This window comes from Lactiplantibacillus sp. YT640 (assembly GCF_049745435.1).
Classification (GTDB): Bacteria; Bacillota; Bacilli; order Lactobacillales; family Lactobacillaceae; genus Lactiplantibacillus; species Lactiplantibacillus plantarum.
The window spans coordinates 20,002-45,316 of sequence record NZ_JBMNVY010000014.1; the positions used below are offsets into that span (position 1 = coordinate 20,002).

Here is a 25,315-nt window from a genome sequence, read left to right on the forward strand (position 1 = left end):
TTTATCAGTCAGCAATCGAATGGTATTTTGAAATTGGTTATTTAATTGACATGCCGTTCTCGAACTTGATACCAAATAATCCCGGCCACACCGAAGACAATTGGTCCAACTAGCATCCAAATCGTATTTTGAATCTGCCCAGTTTCCAAGATTGGCTGGATCAACGTGAAGACATTCGCGCCTAAGACGACAATGAACACGACCCAACTAATAATTTTCGTCCAAGCCAATGACTTGTACACTTCAAAAGGCTTAACAATGTTCTGGTTTTCCTTAAACTTCGGAAACGCGTATAGCAAGAAGAGGTATGGTAACGTCATCGAAACGTTCGCCATTAAGGTCAACACATTGTAAAAGGCTGACGCGTCTGCCGTTGCAAAGGACGCCACCAAGATGATCACAATCACGATGGCACATTGAACCATCATGGCATAACTTGGCATACCAGCTTTGTTGAGCTTCGTAAATTTCTTCGGCCACAGTTCCTTAGGTGTTCCCAAGATAAGCGTCTTCAATGGTGAATAAGTTAAGGTGAAGAACGCCCCACTGTAAGCGAGGAACATCCCTAAGCCGGTGTACCGTGCAAACCACAGTCCCATTGTCTTAGCGGCCGCTGTACTCAAACCAAGCGCTTGCCCTAAAACATAGCCCAAGTTTTGCATCATGACATAACTAATATTACCGAGGTTAGTCGTTGGATTCGACAAAACGGCTTGCCAGTTCGTACTAATCCCCCAGCAGAAGATTCCCAGGCCATAGCCTAAGGTAATGACGATGGCAGAAATAATAATTCCGCGTGGGAAGGTCTTTTCGGGGTTCTTGGTCTTATCAACCATCCCACCGAGAACTTCTAGCCCACCGTAAGCAAAAATGGCGAAAACGGCAAACCCGAGTAACCCGACTGGATGCTGATAACTTGGATTTGGTGACGTCATCACATGTTGTAACGGTTGTGCGAATTGTCCGTGATTCAAGGCTAAAACGACCCCCGAAACCACTAACAGGATTGCAGTCAAACTGGTCACCGCCAGGCCGCCTAAACTCGTGACCCGCACAATGCCTTTCATCCCTTTGATGGAAACGAACGTCACTAGCACCATCCATAGACAGGACAAAATCCCAATCATCTGCGTCGCATTCAGACCAAACATCGCAAAGCGCTGCGTTTGATCGCTCCCAAAGAAGATGGTCGTAAACGGAATCCAGACTTTAGCTGACGTTGAGACTAACCAAATAATGTACGACGCAAACCACATGAACGTGCCCACGAACGCAAATTTCGCATTCACACTCACTTCCAGCCACTTGTACATCCCGCTACTATCAGACTTAACCGCTGCCCCGAACTCCGCCATCATTAGCGCGAACGGGATGAAGAACAGTACGGCTGCGACTAGGTAAAATAGAATCGAGCTGTAACCCATTAAATAATAGGCCACCGTACTATTGGCAAATCCGAAAACGGTCGTAAAGATCATCATGACTAGCGCCATCAATGTAATCTTTTCATTATCTTTTGTTGCCATTATTGCACTCCCTCACTTACTCCTTTAATACTTTTGTAAAGCTATTCCAATTTAAGATTACCGAACGAAGGCAATAAAGCGCTTTAGTTTTCCTAACAATATTATGATTTTTTCATGTGATAGTCAGCGCAATTATTCATCTAAACAATTGCCGCAACAGTTATTGACAAAAACTATTTCATAACGGAAACGTTCATTTAATAACATAGTAACTTTTCTTTAACATAGCTGACACATAATTGGCGTATTCTACACTTATCAGCTTAGGGAAAATATAAAACGGGGTTATACATATCATGAAAAAATTTAACTTTAAAACCATGTTGCTATTAGTTTTGGCTAGTTGTGTCTTCGGGGTTGTCGTTAACGTGACTACTAGTCTTGGACCACAAACCACAATCACCGCCCAGGCCTCCAAGAAGCTTAGCCAAGCCCAGCAAATTGCCAAGATCAACGCCAAGCTTTCGAAAGCCAACCGCGCTGCCAAAAATTGGATCGCCTATCGTGAATCTGGATACAGTTATACAGCTCGTAATGGCCGCTGCTACGGTCGCTATCAATTGTTGCGCTCATACTTACACGGCAACTTGTCACCCGTCAATCAGGAAAAACGTGCTAATACCTACGTCGCCTCGCGCTACGGCTCCTGGGTCAAGGCCAAACGGTTCTGGCAACATCATCACTGGTACTAACCCAATTTTTCTATTGGATCACACTAAAAAGACGACTAATTACTAAGATTGTGAATCTTTGTAATTAGTCGTCTTTTTGTAGGCAGTAATATCAAATAGCATGAGGACTATAGTTCACCGTCATTTAACACTTGGTTACAACAGGTATGCCGTGATTGCCGCACCTTTTCTAAACGATATTGTGAAAAATATAATTAATTAGCCAAAAAGTATTGCAAATTGTAATTATTACGACTATAATTTGATTCGTAAATTAGTAATGATAGCGATTACAATATAAAAAGAGGTTATTAATATGACTGAACGTAATTTTGATTTCTTAATGCCTAGCGTTAACTTTTTCGGTCCTGGTGTCATTAGTAAAATCGGCGAGCGTGCCAAAACTCTTGGTATGCACAAGCCAGTCATCGTCACCGACAAATTTCTTGAAAGTCTGCCAGACGGCGCCGTTGCTCAGGTGCGGCGGTCACTGGATGCTGCCGGGATTGACTACGTAATTTATAATCAAGTTGAACCCAACCCTAAAATTCATAACATTCAAGCTGTTAAAGCCTTATATCAAGCCAATCAAGCGGACTCCCTGATTACTATTGGCGGTGGTTCTGCCCACGATACCGGAAAAGGTGCCGGCATCATCATGACTAACGGCGACGATATCACTAAGTTAGCAGGAATCGAAACACTCAAGAATGCCCTACCACCACTGATTGCGGTCAACACTACCGCTGGGACTGGTTCTGAATTGACCCGTCACTGTGTCATTACGAATGAAGAAACGCATTATAAGTTCGTCGTTGCTTCATGGCGTAACATGCCACTCGTGTCCTTTAACGATCCCACTCTCATGCTAGATGTTCCTAAGGGACTCACGGCCGCAACTGGCATGGATGCTTTTGTCCAGGCTATCGAACCCTTTGTTTCTGTCGATCACAATCCGATTACCGATTCACAGTGCATCCAGGCCATCAAATTAATCGAAACATCATTACGCGAAGCCGTCGCCAATGGGCATAACCTAGAAGCCCGGACACACATGGTCGAAGCTGAAATGTTAGCCGGCATGGCCTTTAACAACGCCAATCTAGGTTACGTGCACGCCATGGCCCACCAGCTCGGCGGCCAATATGACGCACCCCACGGTGTCTGCTGCGCGCTGCTCTTACCCTACGTTGAAGAATATAATCTAATCGCGTGCCCCGAACGTTTCGCCGAGCTCGCCAAAATTATGGGCGAAAACACTGATGGCTTATCGACTCGTGATGCTGCCGAATTAGCTATCAAAGCGATGAAACAACTCAGCGAAGACGTTGGCATTCCGCATTCCATCAAGGAAATTGGCGCCAAGATCGAGGACTTCGAACACATGGCGACTAATGCGCTTAAAGACGGTAACGCCTTCTCTAACCCACGCAAAGGCACTAAAGAAGACATCATCAAGATTTTCCAAGCCGCATATGATGCCAAGTAATCCCCCATTCAAAGTTAACTAAATCATTCACAGCAAATAATCGGTTCAAGAATTCATAGTAAATTCTTGAACCGATTATTTGATTGGGACCTCTCTACAACTCGAATCGTTACTCGGCAATGCCATGCACCCCACGTTTGGACGCGCTATTCAAAATAAACACCGCAACAATAAACCGACAAACACAGATAAGAATATCTATCAGAACACGCATTGTGCAAATTAATTTGTCCTGATTTGTGATTAAAACGTGCCAAGTTTAGATTGTTATTCGTCAGCCGGTGCGCGTCCTATTCCGACCTCCGGGGCTGGGTGAGGGGCCACGAGTTGAAGCCGAGCATTGCCTGGCCAACGGATTAATGCTGTTTTGGCATTAGTCCGTTGGCGTAGCAAGCACAGGCTTTAGTGGCCCCGAACACGTTTCGGGAAGCCGCTCAAATGGCTAATGAACGACCACCGAACTCGGTACAATTTGTTGTTCGCTATTTGATACTGGAACTTTAAACAAAGCGTTAGGTGTATTAAGCCCTCTGTCAAGAGCTTAAATCTTACTACACCAATTCAGGATTAGTGAGCTATCTCAATATCATTTTCACCCTGACAGTTGATTGACAAAATTATGGTTTATGAAAAACAATGACGAATTCACCAAAAGTTGGGTACGCACATGTCCGCCATTCGAACACTGTCCCGACTGGAAGGCGTTTCGGCCAATGCCCAGTGGTGAAATTTCACTTAGCAAGCGTCCTTTGCTTGGTTAGTGAAAGGCCAGTATTTGAGACGTGGGCTTCGGCTTAAATCTGTGCCCACCACGTTCCGGCAATTGGCAGAAATGCCTGGAGGTCGGTGTAGGACGAACTAACTAAACAAGTTTACGCTGAGTCGAACTTTTCCCAGCGGTCCATAACTGGTTGTTTTTGAATTTAAGAATCGGCACGTTTTAATCACAAATTATGCAAGCCGTCCAAGCGGCTTGTGTTTAACACAAAAAGCGGCGATGTCAAAATCAACTTTTGACATCGCCGTTTTAGAAGTTATTCATCATAAACTGATGGCACCCAGCCGGCAGCTATTTCCCCGGTTGATAATCTTCATCAATGATCAAGACAGGTTTGATGGTCTTGCCGCTACCTGAATCAGCATTAGCTTGATTAATATCCTCAAACTTATAGAACTTTTCGGTCTTTTCAAATGGGAACATGCCATGTTGATAGAAATCGATTAACCGTGGAATATCAACGCCAGGGATGGCATCACCCATGTTAACACCAATGACTTTCTTATCATCAACACACAAATCGTTCCATGAGCTAATGGTGATATTTTTGGCCGTAACGGCAATCAAAGCAGCAGTCCCACCTTGAGCAAGTGCGTGGATTGCAGAAACCATAACTGGTTCTACCCCAGTCGTATCAACGGCAAAGTCGACCCCGTAACCATGCGTCAACTTCTTGATTGCTTCAACTGGATCTTCTTCCTTACTGTTAATGGCGTGAGTAGCACCTAATTCTTTGGCGAGTTCTAGCCGTGAATCAACAATGTCGACCGCAATCACTTCGGTACAGCCAGAAATCTTACCAGCCATCATTGCCGCTAAACCAACCGCACCAGTCCCAAAGACTGCAATTGTTTGTCCTGGGCGCGGCTGTAAACTGTTCAAAACAGTGCCACTTCCGGTGACATAGCCGCAGCCTAAAGGTCCCAAGCGACGTAAATCTAGTTCTTTTGGTACTTTAACCGCATTACGTTGGTCAACTACCGTATGAGTCGTGAAGGAAGATTGGTCGAACATATCACTGATATGGTGCCCGTTTTCTTGGAAATGGTCGGAACCATCGGGACGAGTCCCACTCAAGTTATAGTCGGCATAATTCCGACATTTAGTTGGCATGCCTTTCAGACAGTTATCACATGTTCCGTCAGCGTAAAATGATAGAATAACATGGTCGCCCACTTCAAAATTAGTTACTTCTGAACCGACCTTTTCGACGATTCCAGAACCTTCGTGTCCTAAAATTACTGGATAACCTAACGACGCATCACCCCGCCGAATTGCTTCATCAGAATGGCAAATTCCAGTCGCAACCATTTTGATTTGTAAATCAGTTGCTTTCATTTCAGCTAATTCAATATCATCTTTAATGACAAATGGATCGTTTACTTTATCAACCACTGCTGCTTTAATTTTCATGTTCAAACCCTCGTTTCAAATAGTATGTAAACCGCTTACAATTAATATTGTTACACAATACACAATTTGATTCAAGCGCTTACAAAAGCATTTAACACCACACTTATCTCCGTTAAATGGGCATTCTTCTAATTTTACACTAACGATATGATACTTAATTAGTGTAAATCTAATACTCTTTTTTTTACTGATTGTGAGGAATTTATAGCCAGTTTTCTTCCTTAAATTGTCGACTCAAAAAGCGGGTGTCTAACGCCAGCTCAACAACGTGAACTGGCGTTAGACACCCGCATATTTTGTACCATTAACACACATTTCTGCTTGTTTAACAAGCCCGATTTCATCCGACGCTATCTGCTCATCGTCTACGCAGGTTGGGCGTTCGAACTGATCTTAGCTTTATTTAGCAATACCGAACTCGTGACTACGGACAATGAACTAAAGGCCATTGCTAATCCGGCCAATTCGGGGCTAAGCGTCAGCCCAATGGCAAAGAAGAGGCCCGCCGCGACTGGAATCCCGAGCACGTTGTACACGAAAGCCCAGAACAGATTAAGTTTGATACGGTTAAATGTCTTCTTACTCAATGCCAACGCCCGGTCAACATCACGCAGATCGTTCTTAACGAGCACGATGCCACCAGCATCGATTGCAATATCAGTTCCGGAACCCATGGCAATCCCAACATCCGCCGTCGTCAACGCGGGGGCGTCATTAATACCATCGCCGACAAAGGCCACCTTGCCAGCCTTCTGGAACGCGTGAACGTGATCAGCCTTATCACCTGGCAGCACATCAGCAATCACTTCATCAATACCGACTTGATCCGCCACAGCTTGTGCGACCCGTTCGTTATCGCCGGTTAACATGACCGTCTTCAAGCCACGTGCTTTCAAACTCGCAATGGCTACCTCAGACGTCGATTTGGCGACGTCTTGAATGGCAATCAATCCAATGATTTCGTGATTTAAGCCCACGTACACGACCGTTTTCGCCGCGTCCTGAAGCTCAGTGGCTTGGCGTTGTAATTCAGCACTAATCGGCTCATCAGTTAATAATTTATGATTACCGACCACCGCTAATTGGCCCTCAACTTGAGCAGTCACACCTTTACCCTCGATGGCTTGGAAGTTCGTGGCGGTTGGTGCTTGAATACCACGGGCCGTGCCGCGTTTTAATATTGCCGCAGCTAAAGGATGTTCCGAAGCCGCCTCTAAGCTAGTGGCAACGCGCAGTACTTGGGCTTCGTCGCCGATAACATCGGTCACTTGTGGGTGACCAACCGTAATCGTTCCCGTCTTATCAAAGATCACCGTTTTAACGTCATTGACAGCTTCCAAGACCTCACCATTTTTAATCAGGATCCCCATCTTGGCACCACGGCCGGTACCGACCATTAGTGCGGTCGGCGTAGCTAAACCTAGCGCACACGGGCAGGCAATCACGACCACAGCGACCGCAAAAATCAAGGCATTCGCGAGACTAGCATTCAAGAAAACATACCAGGTCAAGAAGGTAACGATAGCAATAATTAGCACAATCGGCACAAAGATATCAGAAACTTTATCGGTCAGCTTTTGAATCGGTGCGTGACTGTTTTGTGCTTTTTTAACGAGCTCAACGATTTGAGCCAGCATTGTCTGGTCACCGACCTTGCTAGCTTTGAACTGAAAGGTCCCATTACTATTAATCGTTGAACCAATGACAGCGTCCGCCACCGTTTTTTGAACCGGCATACTTTCTCCCGTCACCATTGACTCATCAACCGTTGAGCGGCCAGTTGTAATTACACCATCAACGGGAATTTTTTCGCCTGGCTTGACCCGAATAATGTCGCCGACCACTACTTGATCCAACGGTACTTTTACAAATTCTTGATTGCGTAACACTTCCGCTTCCTTGGCTTGTAAGCCCACTAGCTTTGCGACCGCGCTGGACGCGTTGTGCCGCATTCGTTCTTCAAAGACTTGGCCGAGCAAAACGAAAGTGGTCACAAGTGCGGCACTTTCAAAGAAGACTGCTTGCCCCGTTGCCATTGCGTATAAGCTGTAAAAATAAGCCGTCGCGGTGCCAATCGCCACCAAAGTATCCATATTGGCATGGTGCTTAGTAAAGGACGCCCACGAACTTTGCAAGAACGGCCGAGCCGAAACAGCCATAATGATGGTCGTCAGAATCAACTGCGTCCAATCACCACCCGGAAGCATCCAGCCAAAGGGCATCAAAATCATATTAGCCAGTAGTGGCAGGGAAAATATTAATGAAATCCAAAACCGTTTCGTCGTGCTCATCACGCAATCACCACCTTGCCACTCACCATGTCCATCCCACAACTAAAGTGAAATTCACCGGCTCGATCAGTTGGTACCGTCACCGTTTGCGGTTGGTCAAGGGGTAACTCAGTCGTAAAGTGCAAGTCGGTTGAATGTACTTGCTCTAAGCACCCCTGCGTACTCGTGCGCGTAAACGTTAATTGGGCCGGTACACCTTGTTGTAACGTTACTTCTGCTGGGTCATAATGGCCGTCTACTGTAATATTGATTTGTTGTCGTGCGCTCATTTGATTTTCCTCCCACTATTTAATGATTAATTTTCCATGAAACATGTCCATCCCACAGGCCCATTGATATTCGCCAGACTTACTCGTATCAATCGTAATTGCTTCAACTTGATTTTGTGGCAATTCCTGATTGATACCGAAATCACTGAACACCACGTGATCCAGACAACCAGATGCATCTTTGCGCGTAAAATTAAGTACCGCCGGAACCCCTTTTTTCAACACGATTTGTTCTGGCGAATAGCCACCCTTAACCTCCACATCAACCTGCTGTAAATCATCAACCGCACTCGCGGTGACCGTTGTCGTAGCATGCTTCCCGAAGAACCACCACAGAATAAACCCAATTGCTAACCCACCAATTAATAAGACTAATACTTTAATCATCATTTTATTCGTCCCTTTCTCATTATCGTTTACACTTGTAATCTATATGTGTATATTAATCCCTTCGTTTACAATTGTCAACGATAAATGTTATTTTTAGGCATAACCCTTAATTTTTTAAACGCCCCACCCAGTTGCTACTATCATATGTCTGACATTTAGTGTCACTACAAAAAGTGCCGCGTACGTTCCTTTGCTCAGTTATTAGTCGCCATTTCGACCGGTCAACTGACCGCATCAAAAGTACCAACGACGGTATCATAAAAGGCAATCACTACCGTTTAATAAGAAACGTCAGTGATTGCCTATATTAATCATTCAAAACTAGCTGTCCCTCAAAGGAACGTTAACCCCGTCAATCCCGGTTCCTAAAGATCCGCAACTCACAACGGGTATCATATCACAACTGTTAATCGCGGGACTTAATCTTCAGCCAACCTAAAATTGAACTCAATGCTAATCCAATCATCCCCAAGAGTGATAATTGCGTATTCTGCTCGTCCGTCTGGGGAAGGGTCGTCATCCGATGATGCTTAGTGGTACGTTTTGATACCGCCGGTGCACTAACCCAACCAATACCTGAAACGGACGCAGCTGTTTTCTGCTGATTCGTCTGCACAACGCTTTGATCTGACTCTGCTTGTGATGGCTGTGACGTCCGTGATTGTTCAGCCTGATTACGACTCAAATTGGCTTGATCACTTAATCCATCTGGTTGCTCAGAATCAGCTGGCTGACTCGGTTTTTGCAGTTCTCCTGGTTTTTCGGATTGACCCGGTTCTTCCGGTTGACTCGGTTGCTCGTGTTGCCCCGGCTCTTCTGGTTGACTTGGTTGCTCAGGGTGCCCCGGTTCTTCCGGTTGACTTGGTTGCTCAGGGTGCCCCGGTTCTTCTGGTTGACTTGGTTGCTCAGGTTGACCCGGTTCTTCCGGTTGACTTGGTTGCTCAGGGTGCCCCGGCTCTTCTGGTTGACTTGGTTGCTCAGGTTGACCCGGTTCTTCCGGTTGACTTGGTTGCTCAGGTTGACCCGGTTCTTCCGGTTTGATTGCCGATTTCTTGTAAGTAACCACTACAACCTGATCGGCAGTTGTGACACTCACCTGCTGGGCTGCCACTTCTGTTAATGTGGTCGTGGCACCCGCTACAATTGGTGAAATAACGCCCGCCATTTCCGTTACCGAGACTGGTACCCATTCTTGGTATGTCACTTCGCCCGTCACTAAATCAATCATCGCATTGCGTTGAAATTGGACGGTTTGTAGGACCGAGGCTGCGGCTGTCGTGCCATCCTCATAAACATAGTGAATGATTCTAGTAACGGTGTGCGTTAAATCGGTGTCGCCACACTCATCTGGAAACAAGATATTCGGATTGTCAGGATCAACTGGCTGTCCTGGTCGAGCAGGATTGCCTGGTGTTACCGTAATAATACGATGGTCATAAGTCACGATTGTCGTCATCAGGTCCGGATCAGTAATCGCGACCGTTTGAGCCGCTACAGTCCTTATGTCCGGATCAGTATAGCCTTGGACGACTAGCGTTGGTGACGTTACCGCGGCAAATTGACCACTGCCAACTAAAATCCACGCATAATCAGCTTGACTCGTATCAACTAATCCATCACCGTTTAAATCATAGCCTAAACATTTGCCAGTCTTTTTTTCAATAATTGCTGTTCGTTGGTAAATAACCAATTGCTGGACGGTCGTGGCAATCGATTGATGGGTCTGTCGATCAATATAGCTGATAACGCGCCGTTTATTTTGATACACCGTAACGGCCTGAGTTGCTAGTCGGTAATAAACATTGATCGTAACATCTTTATCATCGACCCCAGCAACCATCTGCTCCGGCACTACTTTTAGGTCCGGCGCTGCGTAGCCCTCATGGCTCAGATCTGGCGACTTAACCGCGCCAAACCACGGCCCTGAACCAACAATCAACCATGCTTCATCTGCCAATTGTGTCTCAATCTGTCCGTCCCCGTTGGTATCGTAGCCAAGTATCGTTCCGTCATGAGCAACCACAGCTAATAATTGATACTTAACCGTTTGAACAACAGCATGTAGTGACGCGATGGGTTGCAGTGTTCCACCATCGATATAGTTAATCGTCCGGGTAACCGTTCGCTGCGTCGTTGCAATATGCGTTTGTTGCTGATACTTGACAATTACATTTGTATTCATCGTTCTATCACCACCATTAATGATCACTGTTTGCCCCGCAACTACCGGAATATCAGGAGCTTGATAACCCTGCGCAGATAAGTCTGGTGAGACAACCTGTACCCAATCTTGATCCGTTGGCGGTACTAACAGCCATGCAATTGTCCCATCACTAGTATCAACAATTCCGTCGCCGTTTGTATCATAGCCGAGCAATTCATGAGTTTTAGCATTAAAAATGGCAAATCGCACGACCCGTACATTTTGTATAACTGGGCCAGCAAGCACCGCCCCAGTTCGCTCATCTTGGTAATTGATCGTCCGCGTTATCGCTGAATATTCCGGTATCCGGCTGATAGGTATTATGGGCTCATGCGATGGTTGGACGTTCAACCAAGTCGTTGCAGTCTGATCGCCAAATTGGTAAGTAATTAGATAGCGATGCTGGCCCGCAATATGTGTATCAACTGCATTCAACCCTGATAAACGTGTCCCAGCCGCATCTGTAATCGTGATCTTCAGTTGCCCGGTTGCTAGTAGATGGCGAAAACCAGCTAAAGTATCAATGCTCGTACCATCCGACTTAATCACTGCAATTAAGTAATCCAACGGGTCATCAGTAACCACTTGACCAAAACCATAATTATGCTCGTTTTGGCTCGTAATCGTCTCTCGAATAGCACTGTCACCATCGCCATATCCATATTGTAAAACGGCCGCTGAATCAACATTTTGATTAGTTGTAAAGACAGCATGTGGTGCCACGATTTTACCAGTTATCATCGTGGTATTCTGAATACGCATGGCATGATTGAAGTTCCAGACTAGATTCGGTGTACTACTAGAAAAACCGCCACCAATGGTTAACGCTGGTGCTGCCGTGACGACGTTATAAATAACCACATCATCATTATTAAAACCAGTGGTCCGAATACCACTGTGCCAGTCATTCAAATCAATATTCACGGCATAATAATGGTGTCCTTGATAAGAGCCCAAATCAGCAGTTCCAGACTCACCAATCAGCATCTTACTCAACGTGCCACCATTAGTTGCCGATAAAATAGTCCCTGCAGTAACTAGTTGATCATAAAAGTCACTAATATTGATCTGAGCTTGACTAAATTCTTGCGCATTGATTAACGAAGAATCAACCGTAACGCTTGGTAAACCTTTGATTGCACCATTTCCCGTTGGCCGAGGCTTTGTAAAATCCATATCCTGATTAGCTACGGGACGGTCCACCAATCCATTGGTAGTTGTAAACGTGATTGTATTGTTTGTCACTGACAAACCACCGTTTATGATGGTCTCCCATTCATCATCCTGGCCAGAACGAATTGTCGCCCCCGTATTGATAACGTGCAGACCACCACTAATCGTAGCCACACTACCATCAAACGAACTATTCACAATCGTAATTCCCGTAAGTGCAATAATTCGATACGTGGACAACCAATCTTGGATCAAAGCAATCAAAGCCGCTTGCCCATGCTGTTTGGTATACTGATCAAGATAGTTCTTATCGGCTAAGTTCTTTACTATTGTCAAAAACGACGAAGCGGTGACTGTCCGTTGCTTGCTCGGCTGCTTTGTTGCAACTGATATGTTTATTGACTTAGTGACATTTGTTTTATTCAATGCCCTTTTTTCAACCCTGCTACTCATTTGATCAGTTACCGCTACAGCTCGGCTCCGTGTGGAAGTAAACTTGTCGCTTTCTAGGCTTGAATTTGAGTTCACAGGGGTAGCTGTCGTCACAGTACTCACTGATGACTGTGAATGAACAGTCCCAGATAAATCTGAATCGATCGTCTTACCTTGACCGCCTGAGTGTTGCGCCTCAGATAAACTTTCAGAATGGGCCCCACTGTCAGCACCTAGTGCGCTAGCTGAACTGGCCATATCAATCGCATGATGAGTGCCAGTTGAGTTGGCTGCTGGCGCCTGATCAGAACTTGTTGCGGCTGACGCCTGATTAGTACTGGCACCCGCAGAAGCTGCTGTTGAGTCACTTGCCTGTTGATCAACAGCTGTTTTATCTTGCTGTGTTGACCGCTGTTGGGCTTCACTAGTCGTTGGACTGACCGCCTCAACAGTGCCAGTCGTAGCAGGTTGCTCCGAACTAGTCCTGTCAGCTGACTTGCTGGACTGGGCGGTCACACTGTGGCTATCACGAGTTACCGCAGTTTTTGAAATCCGTGCTACTTCTGTTAATTGGTCTTGATTATCCGTTTCTAACTGCACCGAATGACTCGACATGGTAACCGTCTCAGCTTCACTTGCTTGAGCCACTGTCGGCACAATTCTCCAACCTAAAATTAAAACACTAGAAAACAACCAAACCTTGGGATTGGTTACGCGCCATTTGCCCCGTGTATATCGCATAGTAATTTGCCTCTGTTAATTTTAGTCAAATATCGACATATTTTGAATTTTGAGACATAGTATACCTGCTTTTATGCGAGTAAAACGGGGGTTTGTATTTACGCGAAAAAGGTTATCTTTAAAAATACAAGTACTAATCAGTTCGTGTATTAAGTTGTCGAAATTCTAAGGGCGTTTGACCGGTCTCCTTCTTGAATCGTTTTGAAAAATCGGCGGCATCGTAGAAACAGAGTTCAGCAGCAATGGCTCGAATGGTTAAATCCGTTGCCAACAACATATGCTCAGCTTCCTGAATTTTCTTGGCATTGATGTAATCACGAATCGACATATGCATCTCTTGACTAAACGACCGCCGCACTGACTCAGGATTGCACCGCGCATTGACGTGGGCCAATACCTTTTTCACCGATAATTGATCATGCAGGTGAGCATTGGTATAGTACATCACATCGAGCGTTGACTCTAAATGTGCGTTATAAGCTAATGCGTTCGGTTTGGCAATTGCGGCAAAATCACGAATAATCTGCACAACTAGTGGCTGGTAACGTTCCGTCGTCACGGGTAATTTAACTAACCAACGGTGATAATCATTACGTAGCTTAACAAATTCATAAATCTCAGCATGATTTTGGATTCCCTCAAAAGCTAAGACATCAACCAGCGCACTGAGTTGCAGCTGTTTTTCCTCACTCGATAATTTATTTAATAAATCGCGCGAACGGGTCAGATTCTTCTTAGCAAATTGAATGCCTTCTTCAATCTTTCCGGCCCGGTAGAATCGAATAAAATCTCGTTCTAAGTAACCTAATAAGATCAGCCCCTTGGTGGTTGGGTGCTGATCATTATAATCACGCATTTGATGTAAATATTGTACAAATTGTAGTTCTGTCCCCATAATCTGTAACTCCTTTACGTTATTGGTCAAAATTTGTTAACCCAAAAATAATGCTCATTTTAACAGATGTCTAGCAGTAATACTATTTACATTTGCCATCTGACAATTTACAATGCTAACTAATCCCGCTGTACACTAATGATTCTAACAAATATTTTTTATTTAACAATCAATACACAAAAGCGGTTATCCCTCGTAATCTGGGATAACCGCTTTAAAGCAATCATTTTTATGTTAACCAATTCACATAAAGTGAAAAAAGTATGGTCTTAATTATCTAAAAGCTTATCGTTAAATTCTCCGACCAGCGCTCACATTGCCATTCATGAGTTATAGCAATGATCTAAAAAATTGTTTTAAATCTTCGCGAGTTGCCGGTGATAACTGTGGGTAAGCGCAATTCTCAATTGCGCCTTGTAACGAATACAATAATTGAATACAAGCGTGGGGGTTGGCCTTTTTTATGGCAGTAAAAGCGACTTTGCTACCCGTTGACTTTAGCTGTTCGGGTGTCGTAATCGCAACGGCTTGCAATTGTTTGGCTAATGTTGGCCCAATATTAGGTAATGTTGTTAGTAATGCCACCAAATTCAGATCCTTTCGATTCATAATCATAGTTTAATGTTTGATAATGAGCTCTGCAATAAAGTTGCCCTCTTCAATACAATAATTAACAACTAATTGATCTGTAGTTAATTGTTCAATACTACTCAATCCATAACCCAAATGTCCTGGTTTAGTTGTAAATCGACTTTTCTTGATAACTGATAAATCTACCGCTTCATGCGTTGGAATTTGATTTGTAATCGAAAATACCGTTGTGTGAGCATCCTGATTTTTAACAGTTAGCGCCACTTGATGATTCGCTCGGGCAGCAGCATCCGTCGCATTATCCAGCAAGTTACCCAAAATCCGCACTACTTTTATCTGTGGAATATCCGCTAACGTGACTTTCTCTAAGATTGTCACCACTAAATGAACGTTCTGACCGTTGGCTGCCTCATATTTTGCATAAATTAGACCACTGACCGTCGGCATATCCAAGCGACTCAAATCACTCAGTCCCGACTGACGATTAAGGGTTACTCTGGCAGGCATTACTTCCGTTGTAAAATAACGCTTTAAGCCGGCCATATCATTGTTCTGAATAAATGCCGACATGCTCAAAAGAATATTCTCATAATCATGTTTAAACAAATGTAAATCACGATTATGGTGGCTTAATAATTCGTTGTAATTTGAGACTTGTAGCAATAGCTGCGCATCATTCAAGTGACTGTTTTTATTACTAATTAAATACGACCCGATAATGCCAAACGTCACGATAGCCGCAATTGCCATATACGTTTGCGCATTGACTGACCATTCCATCGCAAAAACATACGCAATAATATAAATAGCAAAAAACAAAATAACTAATAAGTAATCGCTAATATTAACACGCGCCCGTTGCAAGAAATCGGCGGCCGACACTTGTACTAACCAGCGATGCGCTAACATCCCTAAAATAATAATGACCGGCAGCATCATAATCGACGCTAAAAAGAGATTAATATCCGCTGTCGAATGTAGACCTATCGCTTGCCGTAATAACATTGGCGATGCAGATTGGGCTACAGCCTTGGCAATGACACCCATGATCGCCCCTACTAATCGCTTAAGCGCATTCAAAAAGATTGCCACCGGTAACATTAAAATCCACTGGGTGTACAACAACCGAGAACTCATAAAGGTGGTCACACAAACAATCGGGATGATCCAAAAATAAGCCAGAGGGACTTGGGGCCATAAGTTTGAAGCCACTTCCCCCAGGCTCATCGTAATAATAACCAGACTTAGCCAAATGATGGCAATCCGCCAAGTGACATATTCTCTAAAACCAATCATTAAAAACAACATTTCATAACCGCCAGAAATCAACGACAGCGCTAAAAGTACTGCTGACACGCCAACCACCTCATCATATTAATACATTTGTTAGTTCACTTTACTATATCAGAAATACGGCTTCATTAAACCCTTTACTCTATATTGTAAACATAAATTTGCATTAAACTATAATAAAGCCCTTACAATCTTATTATTAATTATTCATAAAAAAAGACATTGCAAATCGACATACTTTTGCAATATCTTTTAACCACTTATATTAATTTTTAAGGTGTATCCTGTAAGGTCCAATTAATCGTCCCACTGTAACTGTCAATTTGCACACTAGGCTGGACATCCAATAAAATACCCTGACTGCTCGACCAACCACTTGCAGCATTAGTGCTCGTCGTACCCGCGATTTTCTTGCCAGAACTGACTGTTACCGAAGTATTCGTCAGCACCTGTTTGTTCCCCGCGTTCAGATAAATCAGGTTGCCACTCATGGTCCGCGTACTGGATTTCATGGCAGTTGCTGTCGCCCGTAAGTACCACTGTGAACCGGTCTTCCGTGTGTCATTAACAGTGATGTTCCAAGCATTTGTCGGCTGATATAGTGTTTCTTTAAACGGAATCGTCAGGGTGCCAAACGTCAAACTTGCTGGTAATGTGCCCAGACTCAACGTTCCATCCCGCATCGTCACAGTAATTGCCTTAGCATCCGACTTCAGCCCAGAACTGCCTTTCCCATAAATATTGATCGTGGTGCTGCTACCAACGGCTAAACTACTCAACTTGCTCGCTAAACTAGTCTCGTCGGCCGCGTAAGTAATTGTGTCAGTCGCACTATCCGGATTTGTCGCAACGATGCCAGCTTGCTTAACTAACCAGGCGACGACCGCGCTATCACTTGTCAGTGAATCTAAGTCACCAGGATATAGATCGACTGCCGTCTTTGAACTAGTAATATTTAGTTTTTTGAGGGTCACCGCTGCGGTCGCCGTCCCCTTATCACCGGTAATCTCATCGACCTCAGTGACGGTGACGTTACTTAAAGTACCGAGTGCAGTCCCAAGATTCAGCGTGTACGTTCCATCGCTTCCGACCGTCGTCGTCACACCATTAACATTACTACTGATCGTATTGCCGGGTGTCCCGGTTCCTTTGATCGTCGTATCAGTCGAATAAAGTGTCCCCGTAATTTTAGGAGATAATGTCTGCGCGTTGAAACGCCCCAGCTGATAGGTACCTTCCTCACCATTCACTGTGATTCGGAAGCCAATATAGATTGGCAACTCACTTTTAATATTTTGAAAATTGACCGATAACGTCTGCGTCTGTTTTGAAGAACTAATCATAATCGAATTGCCACTGCCAAGACTAGTAGGTGTAGCCGTAACTAATGTCGCCCCGGTGTAGCTCCCACTTGCCGGACCAGCCATAATATCAAAATAAGCTTTTGACATCGAGTTACTAGATTTTAAGGTAATCGAACCCGTCATCGTCATTGTAATTTGGGTCGTCTGCCTCGTAATTCGACCATTATCCGCATAGTTAGCGGACACATTGCCTAATGCTGGATACGCTTGCAAACCGTTATCAACATTACTACCAACCGAATTACCACCCGGTACGGCCTGAAAAGCAGCATTAGCTTTCACGTCCGTCATCTTGCTCGTCAAAGTCGCAGCGTTACCCTCTAAGGGCAGCAAATTCAGCAAGCCGAGTATACCGAATACAAGAATTAGTAACCATTTTACTCGTCTGTTACGCATTCCGTTCACCCCCATCTTGCCGTTTTAATATTCGGTACAACGCGCCTGCTAAAACACTAGCTAACAACCCCATCCCACCAAGGATACTGCCAATGACAAGCCGCTCACTCGTTTGGGGCAATTGTTGACCATTGCGTGATTGCCCACGCAACCAGCCATCGATAATTAGTTGTCGGCGGATTGGCTTGCGCTCTGACTGATTTCTCTGACCCTGGGTACCCGGGTCAGCTGGTCTAATAACGTACGGGTGACCACCATCAGGAATCACACGGGCGGGAATAATCCGGTCAGCACTATACTTAGTCTCATAAAACCCCACACTGATCTCAGTGCGACCGTGTGTTGCCGCCCGCACTGGTATTGCCCAGCTCAGCACGAGCATTACCCCTAATATTAATCGCCACCATTTATTCGGCATGGTCCTTCCCCCATTTCACTGACCGAACTAAGCACGCCGCCGCTTTTTGATCCAGAAAAAGATTAATAGACCGATTAATCCAATAATTAACATGCCTAACGCTCCGAATAGAATAAACCAGCCAACGCTCATTCCCGAATCATCAACGGAAGCCTGATTATACTTATCTGCCGCGGCCGTACTGATGACAAAATCTTTATCAAACACCCATCGATGATCGGTATTTTTAGCAACTAGCCGGACATGATACGAACCAGCCTGCAAACGATTGGTCCCTGTCAAAATTGGTACTTTATAAACTGAGTTAGGTGCTAATTGCACATTCTTCTGTGTAAAGTTCTTGATGACCTTGCCACTATTCTTACTCGTTAACCTAGCCGTAATCGTTAGTTTGGGGACGATCACCGCAGTAACGTTGCGTAATTGTGGAAACACCCCTCGCCGATAATTCTGCATGCCCGCCGTAATCGTATCGAGCTTCAATTGTGGTTGTGGCACTATACCAGCAGTATATTTCAGTCCAATCACATACGAATACTGATTGGCAATATTCATGGAACCCTTAACACTTCCGGTGACTTTATTGGCGACCCGTTTAAAATACCAGCCGCCTAAAATCACACCGTTCACCGCTTGCTTAGGCATCGTAACCGTCGCCGTTACCACTTTCGACCCGTTTGCGGGTATCGTGATGGTCGTTGGTCCCTGTATTTTGGTGATTTGGTCCATTCGATACTTCAAAGAAGGATCATAACTTTTAGTTGGTGTCACGTACTCGATAATGCCATTGCCGTTCGTATAAGCCGTATGAATCGCCGTTTGAACCTTGATGTCAGCGTTGGTGACGTTATAAATCGTCGTCTGAATCTGTTGCTGTCGGCCACGCGTCATTTTTAAATCAAAATAGGAATTATGTTGATCAATCTGATTATTCGGAATCTTCGCGGCCACGCTAAACCCGATGTCATTGCTTTGCGTGGTTTTACTGCTACTGCTACTTGCGTTACTGGCTGCCAATCCACTAACGCTGCTAACTTGCAGGCCTAAAATTAACGTCCCCACAATAACCATGATTCGCTTCAATAATTGCATCTTCTCGCCCCCATTACTCACATATGTACTTGGGGCGCCGTTCGCCCCGATGACGCTTAATTTGTTGGTAAATCACTCAATGTCCAATTCAGGTTAGCGCTATAGGCCTGCGCCTTAACCGTATTAGCCTTAATATTCAGTGTCAACGCCTTTGGATCTAAGCGACTAACAGTTACCCCAGAACCACCGCCCTTATCGGCATTTAAGACGGCACTTGATCCCACCGTACCATTTAAAGCAACTTCGGAAGCCGTAGCAACCGCACCATTGGCCTCCGAGCCGCTGTTGACCACGTCACCTTTTGGTAAACTGAGCGTTGCGCCCTTTGCAGCCGTACCATCCGTTCCTGTTAAATTGGAGCCGGTAACCGTTAATTTCCAGCCGGCATTGGTTCCCCGAACATCAGAAACTTCTACAACCATCTTATCCTGCCATAGCAAAGTATATGGACTAGTTGGGTCAACCTTATATTGTTGATCATTTAAAACGTCCAGCTCATGCGTCCCGTATCCTAACGATTTAGACACAAAAATCAGCGACAGGTCGCCACCTGCTGCCGCCCCGTTGTCACCATCGCCATCAGTACTTGGCACATCAGGATTTGATGGATCAACTGGCGTCACCGTGGACGTACTCTTCGTAAATTCCGCTTTGATATCTGTATTCCCACTACGATTTTCTGCAGCATTGGCAACAATCGGTGTACTACCCGCTAATAATAAAGTTCCTGCCATTAATAAGTGTCCTAACATTGGCTTCATGGTATAAATCCCCCTTTTTCATTTACCAGCGCTTGTTTAGCTTTCATCAACTAAGAACGGTGGTCATTATCAACAATGATTGCTCTCATAACAATTCATAAATTACTGGCACTAAATCACTTGTGACCTCCCCCAATAACCTTGTACGATTGATTAATTAATTTAAATGCCGACTCCTTTGACCACATTTTCATTATATTGGTTGGTCAGTAACAGCGCTAATAATGTATAACGTTAACTATATTTACAAACCCGGATTGTTCGTGTAACCGTTATCAAGCGTGGGTTGCTTGAGATAATTAGGCGAACTTCCTTTAAAGCCGTTCACCAACAATCGATGGCTATCCGAATAAATAAATTCATATCAACAATCTAGTATAGGTAGTAAATTAATTATTTTTCTGCCATTGCTTCTGGTGCTGCACCACAAAAAGTCCAACCCTTGCTGACAAGTGTTGGACTTTCGTCATCGATATTCTTTTCAAGTCTGCGTATTACCACGGAGGAATGCCATTAACATTAGTAAAGATCGCCGTATCGATCACCTTTCGGATTGTTAGCACGCCGGTCCTTTCACAGATAATATTGGTCGCAACTTTAGACGCGCGGGAGCCGACTGTCCAGTCCTCCTGCCAAGTAATCACTTTAAATCACCAAAATTACAATACTATTGTTGACATAGTATTACTGATTAATTAATCAGGCTTTCAATCGTTATGCTGAATCAACTCGGTAATAACACAAAGCGCTGGTGATGATCCGTGCCTGCTTCCAATTGAGCGTGACACTGAGCGGCATCCTTAAAATATCGCTGGCTGACCTGATCATCCAATAGCAGTCCGGCGCTAAAAGCTCGGTTTAAACGACTGGCCGCTTGTGCTAACTGGTCAACCGTTGCATGGCTAATCACAAAACCAGTGATTCGTTGTTGAGACATGTAAAACTGGCGAACAGGGAACTCAAATTGGTTATCCTGCGGTGCCGTAATCAATGTCACCTGACCACCTAATCGTAATAACGCTAAATTAATCGCCAGTGGTACGCGTCCCGAGGTATCAATCACATGGTCAAAAGTCCACTGATCCGTCGTTAACTGGTCCGCAAACCCCGCGTGATAATCATAACAGGCGGTACTGCCTAGCTGCTGACACCGTGCAAAATCTCGTGGTGATGCGGTTATCACAGCCGTCACGCCCATTTGATGCGCAAGTTGAATCAGCTTGCGGCCAACGTTGCCCGCGGCACCTTCAATTAGGAGTGTCTGGCCGCGACGAATTTCCATGACGTCGTTAAGTACGATGGCGGCTGTTGCAGCTGAATGGACCGCCGCGACGAGTGGCATGGGCGCCACGCCATCAGGAACGTGATACAAGCGATCAGTTGGCACCGCCACATACTCGGCTGTTGCGCCCATTCGGCCTTCATAGCCCATTGAGTTCGTCCAGACTTGGTCACCGATTTGAAAGTTCGGTTGCGAACTGGCTACGACCTCACCGACTAAATCACGTCCCGCCACGTGTGGTGCTGCCAGGGCCGTCTTAAACGCCCCACTCCGAACAAACGTATCAACATGATTAACGGCCACCGCCATGACCTTCACTAAGACGGTCGCAGTTGTCGCCACCGGCCGTTGCACGTCAGCAATGCGCAATACATCGGGACTACCAAAATCGTCAAAAATAACTGACTTCATTATTATGCCTTCTTCATATCGCAATTAACAAGTTAGGTTATCGGCTGGGACGCCCTGTTCAAAAGCAGCTAAAACTTCCGCTCCTTTAGCGATTTGAACGGCATTGTCCAGCATATGAGCATTGTCCTTAATAGCGATCCGCCCCTGATCGTAATCCATCTTAATACCATCGTTAAAGAAAATGAGATCGTATGTGGAGGTCCAAAGCGCGAGGCCTTGATCATTCACCACCGTTACGTTGTATTCGGGGTCCGGCTGGTCAAGTACGATTATCGTAAATTTAGTTCCAATACTGCAAGCACCCCCGTGCAAAGAGTACTTGCCACCACCATCATCCGTCACCAAAACCAATTGCTTCTTATCAAAGCCCTTCGCAACCAATAAAGCTTTCAGCCGATCACTAATCTCTATTTGCGTCATACTATCAGCACCCCTTAATTATAATTTTATATGAGTTAAAATATAATTAAATTATATTCGTGCTTCACGCCCAATGCCAGTCAAAAGTTTTCGCATTAATTCGACGCCACTCGATATCGGAGAATGGTTTTCAGTTTATCAGGTGCCACCCGCCGTGCATCGGATAAATAAATTTCTCGATGAATCTTGCTAGTACGATGCATCCCCTGATTGGCGACCAGTTCATCTATCTTGGCAAAACTCGCGGGTTCATCGTCATAAGCACCCAGGTGCAGAATCTGTGCCACTTGCATTGCGTCGAACTGCTGCACGTTAATTTGTTCAGTTGGCAGTTGTTTCTTAGCTTTAACCGCTGCCAAAGCCGGTGCAATCAGTTCATTGGGAACAAAGTCTGGGACCCGAATCATAATGTCATAACTGAACTCATCTTTGTCAAGATGGTCAAGTTGCTGTCCCTTAATCGTCAATGACCAGACCCCTTCAAGCGGAAAAACAACGTAATCATCAAATTCACACGCCTGTGTTTGCGCATACTGCTTATACGCTTGCTTGAGCCCATAAGCAGCTGGATATAACGTTTGCAGGTGCGTCTGAAACTCTGGGCCATTGGGATTCCCCGTTCCATGGATACTCATAAAAGTTTGGGCTGGAATCGTCAACAGTTGGGGTTGCTTCTTAGTAGCATAGGTTGTTTTTTCTTGTTTACGCCATTCATACTTCATCTTCATTCACATCCTTTAAGTTAACTACACTTTCATTATACTTAGAAACAAGCCGCTGCGCATTGCCTGCAAAAAGATAATGAGTAAGTTAGCAAAGGTAAATTTGTATTCATTGCCACCGAACCCACAAAAAAGACTCGGCCAACCTGACCGAGTCCGTTTATAACAGTACTAATGGCTATGAATTTATGATTTATCTTTAAGCCGTTCTTCTAATCACTTGATCTTTAGCTGCTTGCGATGAATGTACCAAGCAATCAGTAACAACAAGATGACTAGCAGACCGAGGCTGATCCACAACCCCCAGTTAGTATGATGTTCAATCACGGCGGTTTTGTTGAGTTGGTTCGCACGATCACGCGTGATTTCAAAATCTTTGGTGAACGTCCAATGTTGCTTTTTGGACTTCACGGCCAACTTAGCGGTATATTGGCCGGGTTTCAACGCATCCCGGCCAACCCGTAACGGTAAGGCATAAACTGAATTAGGTGCCATCTGACCATGTTCATTGACCTGCTTGTAGCGCACTTTGTTACTACCACGACGATAGATTTGGACATCAGTTTTGACTTGATTCAAGAAAGCGGCCGTTCGATTTTGTAGGGGTAAACTAATTTGGTTATACCCGTTATTTTGCGTCGCATCAATCTTACCCAATGTCAACTTGTTCTTGGTGAGCGCGTGGTCACCATGCAATACGACCGCCACTGAGTAAGCGTATTGATTCTTAATCGCCATTGCGCTCTTACTCTGTTGTTTGGCGGCCTTTTTTAAGAAACTCAGTCCACCAACGACAACACCATCATACTTCTGAGCCGGCATTTTCACCTTAAAAGTCACGATCTTACTGGTTCCCTTAGCAAGGGTAATCTTATTCGCCGCCGTCGTAATCAGTTGACTAGCATCAGCTGGCAAATCAATGTTCTTGCCATCAGCCGTTGCCTGATACTCAACCACCCCATTGGGATTAGTTGTCGCCGGTACAATTGCCGTATGCACGGTGATTTCCTGAGTACTTGTGTTCGTCACTTTCACTGCCAAAGTGGTTGTTTGGCTAGGCTTTAGTTTCAGATCATAGTATGAAACAGCCTTATCGATTTGATATTTGGAAGCCACCGGTGCGACCTCAAAACCGACTGTGTTAGCCGAACCCGTTCGTCCCCAGCTTAGACTAACTAATCCGACTAGCAAACCAATTCCTAACTGCCACCATCTCTTTGTTAACATCATTTCTCCCCCTAATCATGATTCGGAAAAATGACATTAACCCCTACTAGCCATTATTTTTCCGATCAATACTTATTAGCTATTCGCTGGTGCAGTATTCAAGCTCCAAGTTAACGTTGTACTATAACTTCCCGTAGCTCGTGCCGTAGTCTTGGGAACCATTAGTTGTGACTTAGCAATATCAGCCACGTTCTTACCATTCCCCTTACCCACAGCGGCGGTCATCAAAACCTTGTCACTATTGAGTGTATCTAGCGCAACACCGGTATTGGCCGTTGCGTCCGCACCAGTCGTCGATGCATTTGAATCCAAAACACCATTCAATGTTAGAATCGCACCCGTCAATTCTTTATTAGCAACCGCTTTGTCGTTTTTAAAAACGTCATTTTGCTTCACACGTAAATCCCAACCAGCAGCCGTTCCCCGTAAGTCCACAACGGATACCGCCGCTGACTTATTCGTGTTGTCATAGTTATCGTCTTTGGTAGCTGCGGTGATTTGGTTGGTACCAAAGTCAAGACTAGCACCAGCTAAGTCCGTATCACCATTATCAATAGTGATGTCGCCCCCAGTGAAACCAACTGTCCCATTAGACGTTTGTGGCGTATCGGCCGCACTCGCGGTCAAACCTGATGTTGCAATCAATGCTGCTGAGAATAAAAGTCCTAATAATGTTTTTTTCATGATAATGAACTCCTTTTTTTTAGATAGTTAACCAATTGCCAACCAATTAAAACGACCAATAACCCAATACCACCAATGAAAGCACTCAGCCACCATTGTTCACTCGTTTGTGGTAACCACCCCGGGTTCTGATGATGAACAGCTTGACTAGCATTCGGCTGATGCACAATCGAATGACTCGACTTTGACGCTTCAGTCACCTGTAACTGATTAGCGCCAGTGTCTGAGTTCGATGACTCAGCCTGGCCGTCGAAGCGAATCGTTGCTGGGCTCTCAGCCGTACTAGCCACACCAATAATCGGTGCTGACAACCACCCCCAACAAAGTAGGGTACTGATGGCAATTGTGATGAACCCCAAACGCTTCATCAACACCACTCCTCC

At 44.9% G+C, this 25,315-nt stretch carries 21 protein-coding genes; 2 read left to right on the forward strand and 19 right to left on the reverse strand.

All coding sequences use genetic code 11. The annotated features are described in order from the left end of the window. Positions 1 to 41: 41 nt before the first annotated feature. Positions 42 to 1,526: a glutamate/gamma-aminobutyrate family transporter YjeM gene (gene yjeM, locus ACOV1R_RS09840; protein ID WP_015380914.1), complete on the reverse strand. Its 1,485-nt coding sequence runs from the start codon at positions 1,524 to 1,526 to the stop codon at positions 42 to 44. A 296-nt stretch (positions 1,527 to 1,822) separates the two neighbouring features. Between yjeM and ACOV1R_RS09845 the strand changes: the two genes are divergently transcribed. Both ACOV1R_RS09845 and ACOV1R_RS09850 read left to right on the forward strand, forming a co-directional pair. Beyond that, positions 1,823 to 2,218, forward strand: coding sequence for a transglycosylase (locus ACOV1R_RS09845; RefSeq protein WP_003642303.1), 396 nt, complete (start codon positions 1,823 to 1,825; stop codon positions 2,216 to 2,218). 295 nt (positions 2,219 to 2,513) lie between these two features. After that, complete coding sequence (locus ACOV1R_RS09850) at positions 2,514 to 3,686, forward strand: iron-containing alcohol dehydrogenase (protein ID WP_003644879.1); 1,173 nt, start codon at positions 2,514 to 2,516, stop codon at positions 3,684 to 3,686. A 1,069-nt stretch (positions 3,687 to 4,755) separates the two neighbouring features. Here the strand turns inward: ACOV1R_RS09850 and ACOV1R_RS09855 are convergent. The 18 genes from ACOV1R_RS09855 to ACOV1R_RS09940 form a co-directional block, all read right to left on the reverse strand. Next, the gene (locus ACOV1R_RS09855) at positions 4,756 to 5,877 is read right to left on the reverse strand and encodes an NAD(P)-dependent alcohol dehydrogenase (protein ID WP_003642307.1); all 1,122 of its coding nucleotides are present in this window, start codon (positions 5,875 to 5,877) and stop codon (positions 4,756 to 4,758) included. A 365-nt stretch (positions 5,878 to 6,242) separates the two neighbouring features. After that, complete coding sequence (locus tag ACOV1R_RS09860) at positions 6,243 to 8,168, reverse strand: copper-translocating P-type ATPase (protein WP_015380915.1); 1,926 nt, start codon at positions 8,166 to 8,168, stop codon at positions 6,243 to 6,245. After that, the gene (locus tag ACOV1R_RS09865; protein ID WP_015380916.1) at positions 8,168 to 8,437 is read right to left on the reverse strand and encodes a cupredoxin domain-containing protein; all 270 of its coding nucleotides are present in this window, start codon (positions 8,435 to 8,437) and stop codon (positions 8,168 to 8,170) included. The genes ACOV1R_RS09860 and ACOV1R_RS09865 overlap by 1 nt, the downstream gene beginning before the upstream one ends. 15 nt (positions 8,438 to 8,452) lie before the next feature. Beyond that, positions 8,453 to 8,827 (reverse strand): cupredoxin domain-containing protein, encoded by a 375-nt coding sequence (locus ACOV1R_RS09870; RefSeq protein ID WP_003642310.1) that lies wholly within the window; start codon positions 8,825 to 8,827, stop codon positions 8,453 to 8,455. Positions 8,828 to 9,233: 406 nt separating this feature from the next. Beyond that, a complete protein-coding gene (locus ACOV1R_RS09875) occupies positions 9,234 to 13,376 on the reverse strand; it encodes a mucin-binding protein (protein ID WP_128484959.1) in 4,143 nt (1,380 codons plus the stop codon). Between the two features lie 133 nt (positions 13,377 to 13,509). Continuing rightward, the gene (locus tag ACOV1R_RS09880; RefSeq protein WP_003642312.1) at positions 13,510 to 14,271 is read right to left on the reverse strand and encodes a helix-turn-helix domain-containing protein; all 762 of its coding nucleotides are present in this window, start codon (positions 14,269 to 14,271) and stop codon (positions 13,510 to 13,512) included. A gap of 330 nt (positions 14,272 to 14,601) precedes the next feature. Next, positions 14,602 to 14,886, reverse strand: coding sequence for a TfoX/Sxy family protein (locus ACOV1R_RS09885; RefSeq protein ID WP_003642314.1), 285 nt, complete (start codon positions 14,884 to 14,886; stop codon positions 14,602 to 14,604). Between the two features lie 3 nt (positions 14,887 to 14,889). Continuing rightward, a complete protein-coding gene (locus ACOV1R_RS09890) occupies positions 14,890 to 16,218 on the reverse strand; it encodes a sensor histidine kinase (RefSeq protein WP_373926903.1) in 1,329 nt (442 codons plus the stop codon). A 209-nt stretch (positions 16,219 to 16,427) separates the two neighbouring features. Then, the gene (locus ACOV1R_RS09895) at positions 16,428 to 17,915 is read right to left on the reverse strand and encodes a WxL domain-containing protein (protein ID WP_003642316.1); all 1,488 of its coding nucleotides are present in this window, start codon (positions 17,913 to 17,915) and stop codon (positions 16,428 to 16,430) included. After that, positions 17,908 to 18,333: a cell surface protein gene (locus ACOV1R_RS09900; RefSeq protein WP_011102025.1), complete on the reverse strand. Its 426-nt coding sequence runs from the start codon at positions 18,331 to 18,333 to the stop codon at positions 17,908 to 17,910. The genes ACOV1R_RS09895 and ACOV1R_RS09900 overlap by 8 nt, the downstream gene beginning before the upstream one ends. 27 nt (positions 18,334 to 18,360) lie before the next feature. Beyond that, complete coding sequence (locus ACOV1R_RS09905; protein ID WP_011102026.1) at positions 18,361 to 19,425, reverse strand: DUF916 and DUF3324 domain-containing protein; 1,065 nt, start codon at positions 19,423 to 19,425, stop codon at positions 18,361 to 18,363. Between the two features lie 56 nt (positions 19,426 to 19,481). After that, the gene (locus ACOV1R_RS09910; protein WP_021357338.1) at positions 19,482 to 20,186 is read right to left on the reverse strand and encodes a WxL domain-containing protein; all 705 of its coding nucleotides are present in this window, start codon (positions 20,184 to 20,186) and stop codon (positions 19,482 to 19,484) included. Between the two features lie 724 nt (positions 20,187 to 20,910). Continuing rightward, the gene (locus ACOV1R_RS09915; protein ID WP_021357520.1) at positions 20,911 to 21,879 is read right to left on the reverse strand and encodes a quinone oxidoreductase family protein; all 969 of its coding nucleotides are present in this window, start codon (positions 21,877 to 21,879) and stop codon (positions 20,911 to 20,913) included. 24 nt (positions 21,880 to 21,903) lie between these two features. Continuing rightward, the gene (locus ACOV1R_RS09920; protein ID WP_013355922.1) at positions 21,904 to 22,299 is read right to left on the reverse strand and encodes an iron-sulfur cluster biosynthesis family protein; all 396 of its coding nucleotides are present in this window, start codon (positions 22,297 to 22,299) and stop codon (positions 21,904 to 21,906) included. Between the two features lie 95 nt (positions 22,300 to 22,394). Then, entirely contained in the window at positions 22,395 to 23,027 is a 633-nt protein-coding gene (locus ACOV1R_RS09925; RefSeq protein WP_054519115.1) for a GyrI-like domain-containing protein, read from the reverse strand. A gap of 210 nt (positions 23,028 to 23,237) precedes the next feature. Next, a complete protein-coding gene (locus tag ACOV1R_RS09930) occupies positions 23,238 to 24,251 on the reverse strand; it encodes a DUF916 and DUF3324 domain-containing protein (RefSeq protein ID WP_027822477.1) in 1,014 nt (337 codons plus the stop codon). Positions 24,252 to 24,323: 72 nt separating this feature from the next. Next, positions 24,324 to 24,932, reverse strand: a complete 609-nt coding sequence (locus tag ACOV1R_RS09935; protein WP_003642324.1) for a WxL domain-containing protein — start codon at positions 24,930 to 24,932, stop codon at positions 24,324 to 24,326. Beyond that, on the reverse strand, positions 24,929 to 25,300 hold the full coding sequence (locus ACOV1R_RS09940) for a cell surface protein (protein WP_003642325.1): 372 nt from the start codon (positions 25,298 to 25,300) through the stop codon (positions 24,929 to 24,931). Before ACOV1R_RS09940 ends, ACOV1R_RS09935 begins: the two co-directional genes overlap by 4 nt. Positions 25,301 to 25,315: the final 15 nt, after the last annotated feature.